The organism is Mycobacterium sp., assembly GCF_050701675.1.
Taxonomy (GTDB): Bacteria; Actinomycetota; Actinomycetes; order Mycobacteriales; family Mycobacteriaceae; genus Mycobacterium.
Genome location: NZ_JBOGDD010000249.1, coordinates 1 through 7,199, shown reverse-complemented (window position 1 = coordinate 7,199; position 7,199 = coordinate 1). Strand labels below are relative to the sequence as shown.

Below are 7,199 nucleotides of genomic sequence, written 5' to 3'. Positions count from 1 at the left end.
GGGTAGAGGAGGCCTACTGTCACCATGTTGTCTCCCTGATCGGTAGATTGTTGACAATGGTAACGCTCCCCCGGTACGACGTTCACCGGCTCGCCAAGTCGCTGCGGGCGGAGGTCCGCGGGTCGGTCGGCGACGATCCGCTGACTCGGGCCCTCTACGCGGCCGATGCGTCGAACTACCGCGCCGTGCCGGATCTGGTCATCGTCCCGGCCGATCGGGAAGACCTCGCCACGGCAGTCGCGCTCACCGCGGCAGCTGGTGCGCCGGTGACCCTTCGCGGTGGCGGCACGTCGATGGCAGGCAATGCGATCGGCGGCGTGGTCATCGACGCGTCGCGGCACGTCAACCGGATCCTTGCGATCGATCGCGAAGCCAGGACCGCCATCGTCGAGCCCGGCGTGGTGCTCACCGATCTGCTCGCCGCGGCATTGCCGCTCGGGCTGGCGTTCGGGGCCGACCCGTCATCGGCCAGTCGGGCGACGCTCGGCGGGATGATCGCGAACAACGCGTGCGGTGCGCACTCCGTCGCCTGGGGCACCACCGCGGACAACGTCCGGTCTCTCGACGTGATGCTCGCCGATGGCACGCGCTGCACGGTGGATGCCGCAGGCAACCGCGAGAAGCTTGGCCGCAGGCCGGGCCGAGAGGGCGAGCTCCACCGGCAGCTGCAGAGCTTCGTCGACCGCCACGAGTTGGTGATCCGGCGCCGGTTCGGGCAATTCACCAGACAGATCTCGGGGTACGCGTTGCACCGGCTCCTGCCGGAGAACTCCTACGACGTCGCAGGGCTGTTGTGCGGTAGCGAGGGCGGTTTCGCGACGACGCTGCAGGCGACGGTCTCGCTGGCCCAGCTGCCTAAGGCAAAGGTGTTGTGCGTGCTCGGCTTTGGCGACTCGGTCTCCTCTGCCGACTGTGTCCCGCTGGTACTGCGGCACGGCCCGCTGACGATGGAGTCGATCAACGTCGATCTGGTCGACCGGCTGCCAACCGAGATCAGGGCCGCCGCGACCGAGGCAGGACTTCCCGCGGGACGCGCGTGGCTGCTGGTCGAGATGGGCGGCGAGGACCACCCCTCGGCGGTGGCGGCCGCCGAGGGGATGCTCGAGGAACTGCGCGACTCCGGCTCACCCGCCACCGCGTCACTCGTCACCGATCCAGGGGCGCAGAAGGTGTTGTGGCGGTGCCGGACGGACGCGGCCGGGTTGGCCACCCGCCGGGCCGACGGCGCCGAGGCCTGGGGCGGGTGGGAGGACGCCGCGGTTCCGCCGCAGCGCCTCGGCGACTACCTGCGCGGGCTCGACGACCTGCTCGGCAGGCACGGTCTCTCCGGCGCGTCCTACGGGCACTTCGGCGAGGGCTGCATGCACATGCGGATCGACTTCGATCTCCTTAGCCGCAGCGGCATCGCGACTTACCGCGAATTCGTCGAGCACGCAACCGATCTCGTGGTATCACTCGGCGGCTCCGTTTCCGGCGAGCACGGCGACGGGCGGGCGCGCTCCGCCCTGCTCGGCCGGATGTACGGCGCGGACGGCCTGGCGCTGCTCAAGGAGATGAAGGACATCTGGGATCCGCGCCTGGTGATGAATCCCGGCGTGATCGTCGAGCCGCCTGCGGTGGACGTCGCGATTCGGCACGACGGCCCGGCCAAGGACCGCAAGCCGCTGACCCTGTTCGCCTACGCCGACGACAACCACGACTTCTCGCAGTCGCAACGCCGGTGCGTCGGGATCGGCAAGTGCAGGCAGACGTCCGGCGGGGTGATGTGCCCGAGCTATCAGGTGACGCGCGAGGAGCAGCACTCGACCAGGGGCCGGGCTCACCTGCTCTGGGAGATGCTCCAGGGCGACGTGGTCACCGACGGCTGGCGCTCGACCGAAGTACGGGACGCGCTGGACCTGTGCTTGTCGTGCAAGGGATGCCTTTCGGACTGCCCGGTGAACGTCGACATGGCAACGTACAAGGCCGAATTCACCCATCACCACTACGCCCGCAGGCCATGGGCCCGCCCGCTGTCGCACTGGTCGATGGGCTGGTTGCCCATGTCGTCGCGGTTGGCCTCCCTGGCGCCGCGGCTGGTCAATCGGCTGGCACGCCTCCCGCTGACGAAACGACTGGGCGGGATCGCGCCTGAGCGGGAGATCCCCGCCTTCGCCGAGCAGACCTTCACCTCGTGGTTCGCCGGGCGCGACCACACCGCCGAAGGCGTGCGGGGGAAGGTCATGTTGTGGCCCGACTCGTTCACCAATCACCTTGCGCCCCACGTCGGCAAGGCCGCCGTCGAGGTGCTGGAAGCCGCCGGATATCAGGTCGTGCTGCCGGAGAGGTCGGTGTGCTGCGGGCTGACCTGGATCTCCACCGGGCAGCTGAATCGGGCGAAGAAGGTACTCGGGCGCTCACTGACGACCCTGGCTCCCGCCCTGGCCGACGGCACCCCGATCGTGGGGCTGGAGCCCAGCTGCACCGCGGCCCTGCGGCACGACGGTCCTGCGCTGCTGCCGGACAACCCACTCGCGGCGTCGGCGGCGGCCGCGACGCGTACCTTCGCCGAATTCCTTGACCAGTCCGGCTGGGAGCCGCCCAGTGTCGGTGGACAGGCGCTGGTGCAGACCCACTGCCACCAGCACGCCGTCATGGGCTTCGACGCCGACCGCTCGGTGATGGCGGCCGCAGGCATCGACGCGACCGTTCCCGACTCCGGATGTTGTGGACTGGCAGGCAATTTCGGCTTCGAACGCGGCCACTACGAGGTGTCCAAGGCGGCCGGCGAACGTGTCCTGCTGCCCGCCGTGCGCAAGGCCGCACCCACGACGGCGATCGTCGCCGACGGCTTCAGCTGCCGCACTCAGATCACGCACGGGACCTCTCGGCAACCGGTGCACCTCGCCGAGCTGCTGGCCGACGCTCTGCGGCGGGAACGCTGAGTCAGCCCAACAGGCGAAGAGCGGTCAGTGCGTAGGTGCGGGCCGCGACCAGCAGCTCCGAGACCGCGACCGATTCGTCGGCGCGATGGGCCTGGGCGGTGACCGACCCAGGGCCGAGCACTACTACCGGCACGCCGAGATCGCGGGCCACGAACCCCCCGTCGCACGCGGCGGTCCACCCGCCCAGCGGCAGGCCGGGACCGCCCGAATCGGCCAGCGCGGCATCGGTTGTCCTGGCCAGCTCGGAGTCGGCGGGGGTCTGGAAGGCAGGCATCTCCATCGGCATCGACACGTCGGCAGTCAGGCCACGCTCGGCCAGCCGCAGGCCCGCCACCCGCTCGCGAAGATCGCCGAGCACGGTGTCCGTCGACTCGCCGGGCAGCAGCCTACGGTCGGCGACGATCACGCATTCGGCGGGCACGATGGCACCGCCGGTGCCGCCGAGGATCTGCCCGACGCTCCACGTGGCGGGACCCAGCAGCGGGTGCGGCCGTTGGCCCAGCTCGGCGTGCAGGCGCTCGATCTCGGCGACCACCGCGGCCGCGCCGTAGATGGCGTTCGCGCCGTCATCGGGATTGCCTGCGTGACAAGCACTTCCATGAATTTCGACCCGCAGGTAGGAGTCGCCGCGGGCGCCGATGATGGTCTGCAGGTCGGTGGGCTCCGCGGTGATACAGCCAAGGAAGGGCCGCCGCACGGCCTCGACGTAGGCGCGGATCCCCTTGCCGGTCTCCTCCTCGTCCACCAGGGCGGCGAGCTCGACGGGTCCGCTCAGCCCGACGCCCCGCAGCGCCGCCATGGCGATGAGAGCCGCGGCGAGGCCGCCCTTCATGTCGGAGGCGCCGCGGCCGTAGATGCGGCCGTCGCGCACCTCGCCCCCGAACGGGTCCGTCGTCCAGCCGTCGCCGACCGGGACGACGTCGGTGTGACCGAGCAGCATCAGGCCTGGCCCGCTGCCACCGGTCAGGGTGACGCGTAAGTTGTTGCGGCCCTGCTCCACCGGGGTCTCATCCACGTCGAGGCCCGCCTCGACGGCGGCCGAGCGCAGCACGTCCACCGTCGCCGCCTCGTCGCCGGGCGGGTTCTGCCCGACCGCCCTCAGCAACGCGGTGGTCAGCCCGACGAGCCCGGTTTCGTCGATGCGGTCCAGTACGGCCTGCTCCACGGCGGACACGCCCATCCGGGTCAGCCCTTCGCCAACACGTCGACCGCTCGCCGCAGCCGGGCGACTCCCTCGTGGATCCGGTCCGGCGGCGTGGAGGCGAAGCACAGGCGCAGCGCGTCGGTGAACCTGCCGGCTGGAGAGAAGGCCGCGCCGGGGATGTAGGCGACGCCTTCGGCGAGCGCGGTGTCGAACAGTTCGGTCGTATCGGTGCCGTCATCGAGTGTCACCCAGAGGAAGAAGCCGCCCTCGGGATCGGTCCACTTCGCGATGTCGCCGAAGTTCTCGCGCAGCGCCGCGTGCATGGCCTCCTTGCGCCGCTTGTACTCCGCGCGTTGGACCACCAGATGGTCATCGAGGTGCCCACCGGTGAGGAATCCCGCAAGCAGGCGCTGAGCCGGGAGGTTGGTGCACGTGTCCATCGCCTGCTTCGCGTTGATCAGCAGCGGCTGCACCTCCGGCACGGTGTCGACCCATCCGACGCGCAGGCCGGGGGCCACGATCTTCGAGAACGTTCGCACGGAGAACACCAGTGGGTCACCGGCGGCGAGCTCGCGCAGCGTCGGCAGCGGCTCGCCCGCGAAGCGCAGCAGACCGTACGGGTCGTCGTCGATCACCATCGACCCCCACGAGCGGGCCAGTTCCAGCAGCCGGTGTCTGCGTGCCAGCGAAAGCGTTACACCGGAAGGGTTCTGGAAGGTCGGGATCGTGTAGATGGCCTTGGGGGTGCGGCCCGCCGCTGCGACCAATTCCTCAAGCGCGTCGACGTCCATGCCGTCATCGTCGACAGGAACCTCCAGCAGGGTGGCGCCGTACGAGAGTGCGGTCGCGCTGCCGTTCGTGTAGGTCGGGGACTCGACCACGACGAGGTCGCCAGGGTCCACGAAGATCTTGCAGAACAGATCGAGGCCCTGCATGCCACCCGCGGTGATCGTCAACCGGTCCGCGGTGGTCTCGTCACTGGTACCGCGCAGCATTTCCAGCAGGGCCGCGTGCAAGGGCGGGTCACCTTCGGTGGCGGCGTAGTCGTAGGCGTCGGGCCGACCCAGTTCGACCGCCGCGATCCGGGCCAGGATCTCCGACGGCACCGCCTCGGCGGCGGGACTGCCCATCGCGAACCGGACCACGTCGTGCGTCTGCTTGTGCAACAACGACGTGCTCGAGTCGATCACCGACCCGACGAGCCCTGCGGCGCGTGCGGCGTACGGAAGCGTTTGGGACGTCACGGGTTACCTCCTGATCGTGAGTTCGTGCGGTAGGTCGGTCAGGCGTTCCACTCCGGTGGGGGCGACGACGACCGGCTCGGACAGTTCGTAACCCCAGCCCTCCATCCAGATTCCGAGGATGACGTGCAGCGCCATGCCCGCGGCCAACTCGGTCGTCTCCCCGTCGCGCAGGCTCACGGTCCGCTCACCCCAGTCGGGGGGATAGCCGATGCCGATCGAATATCCGATCCGAGAGTCCTTGCGCAATCCGTGTGGCCGGATCACCCGGTCGAATGCCCGGTGCACCGCAGCGCCGGTCACGCCGGGGCGGATCGCGTCCAGCGTCGCGTGCATGGCCTCTTCGATGACCTTCGCGGTCTCGCCGAGCCGTTGCGGGGGCTCACCGAGCATCACGGTGCGGGCCAGCGGCGCGTGGTAGCGGCCGAACGCCCCGGCCAGCTCGATCGTGGTGGCCTCGCCGGTACGGAAGGGTCGGTCGGTCCAGGTCAGGTGCGGTGTCCCAGCGGCATCGCCGGTCGGCAGCATCGGCACGATGGCCGGGTAGTCGCCGCCGTGTTCTGGCGTGCCGGTCGCTTGCGCGGCCATGATCTCGGCGACCAGATCGCACTGCCGGCGGCCGGGCCGCAGCCCGTCGCAGGCGGTCCGCATCGCCTGTTCGGCAATCGTGCCTGCGATCCGCAGTTGGCCAACCTCGTAGGGGGACTTGACCACCCGGACCCAGTTCACCAGCTCTTCCGAGTCGACCAGCCGGTTCGCCGGTAGTCCGCTGTCGAGAGCGAGGTAGGCGCGCGGTGAGAAGAAGTGCGCATCGCCTTCGACGCCGACCAGTTCACCGGCCGGCACCAGCTCGCGGGCGGCGGCCGCGATCCAGTCGAATGGGTGCCCGTGCGGCCGGTGCACCAGCTCCTCGGGGTAGCCGTGGATGCGCTCCGCCGGGAGGTTGCAGGTGAAGGCGGCACCCGCCGCGTCCATCGCCCGCGCGAACAGGTGGGGTTCGGCGCCTGCGGGGACGATGAGGCATTGCGGCGTGTAGAAGGACCAGGCGTCGTACCCCGTCAGGTAGAAGATGTTCGCCGGGTCGCACACCACCAGTGCCCCGAGGGACCGCTGCAGCATGCTCTCGCGGACGCGCCGCAGTCGCTCCGCGTACTCCGCGGTGTCGACGGTCATCGCTCCAGCAGCTGTTGGCCGGGCCCGACGGCCTTGCGGCCGATGAGGGTGAGTGCCGACCAGATCGTCACCTGGTTGGCGGTCAGCACGGGCTTGCCGAGCTCCGCCTCCAGCGAGGCGATCACGTCGTACGTCGGCAGGTTGGTGCAGCTCACGAAAACGGCTGCGGCGTCGGACGTGTCGGTGCTGCGGACGAGTTCCGCGGTGACCTCGTAGGGCACCGTCCAGATCTGCGCCGTCAGCCCGAGCCCTGCGTTCGCGACCACCTCGACACCAGCCTCGCCGAGGTAGCTGGTCAACCCGGCGGTGAGATCGTCCGTGTAGGGCGTGACCGTGGCGATCCGGCTGATGTCGAGATGCTTGAGCGCGGTCAGCAGGGCGCCGCTGGTGGTCAGGGCGGCCGCGGCGCCCGCCGCCGTCATCGCGCTCACCAGCGCCGCCTCCCCCGCCACGCCCCCGACGAAGCTGCCCGACGTGCACGCGTACGCCGTGACCGAAGGGGCGACGGCATACAAGTCGGTGACACCGCGAGCAATCAGCGCCGGGTCGGAGACGTAGACGGCCATCGCCATGGTCGCGGCCAACGCGGCGTGAGGTGTCCGGGTCAGGTGCAGGCTGACGTCGTCGGGCACCCAGCGCCACAGCTCTCGATCGAGGGCGAAGTCGTAGGGCACCACGACACCGATCCCGGTCTGTTGCACCGGAGTGGACGCATCC

At 70.0% G+C, this 7,199-nt stretch carries 5 protein-coding genes; 1 reads left to right on the top strand and 4 read right to left on the bottom strand.

The window, feature by feature from the left end; genetic code table 11:
• Window positions 1–56: 56 nt before the first annotated feature.
• Window positions 57–2,924, top strand: a complete 2,868-nt coding sequence (locus tag ACRDUX_RS07150; RefSeq protein WP_526412375.1) for an FAD-binding and (Fe-S)-binding domain-containing protein — start codon at window positions 57–59, stop codon at window positions 2,922–2,924.
• Window position 2,925: 1 nt separating this feature from the next.
• Here ACRDUX_RS07150 and ACRDUX_RS07145 read toward each other — a convergent pair whose 3' ends face one another.
• The 4 genes from ACRDUX_RS07145 to ACRDUX_RS07130 all read right to left on the bottom strand — a co-directional run.
• Window positions 2,926–4,104 carry a M20 family metallopeptidase gene (locus tag ACRDUX_RS07145; RefSeq protein WP_526412374.1) on the bottom strand — a complete coding sequence of 393 codons (1,179 nt, stop codon included), beginning with the start codon at window positions 4,102–4,104 and terminating at the stop codon, window positions 2,926–2,928.
• A gap of 5 nt (window positions 4,105–4,109) precedes the next feature.
• Window positions 4,110–5,312 carry an aminotransferase-like domain-containing protein gene (locus tag ACRDUX_RS07140; RefSeq protein ID WP_526412372.1) on the bottom strand — a complete coding sequence of 401 codons (1,203 nt, stop codon included), beginning with the start codon at window positions 5,310–5,312 and terminating at the stop codon, window positions 4,110–4,112.
• A gap of 3 nt (window positions 5,313–5,315) precedes the next feature.
• Window positions 5,316–6,482, bottom strand: coding sequence for a M24 family metallopeptidase (locus ACRDUX_RS07135; protein ID WP_526412370.1), 1,167 nt, complete (start codon window positions 6,480–6,482; stop codon window positions 5,316–5,318).
• The coding region (locus tag ACRDUX_RS07130) for a maleate cis-trans isomerase family protein (RefSeq protein WP_526412368.1) at window positions 6,479–7,199 on the bottom strand (721 nt) is incomplete at its 5' end. The genes ACRDUX_RS07135 and ACRDUX_RS07130, both read right to left, overlap by 4 nt.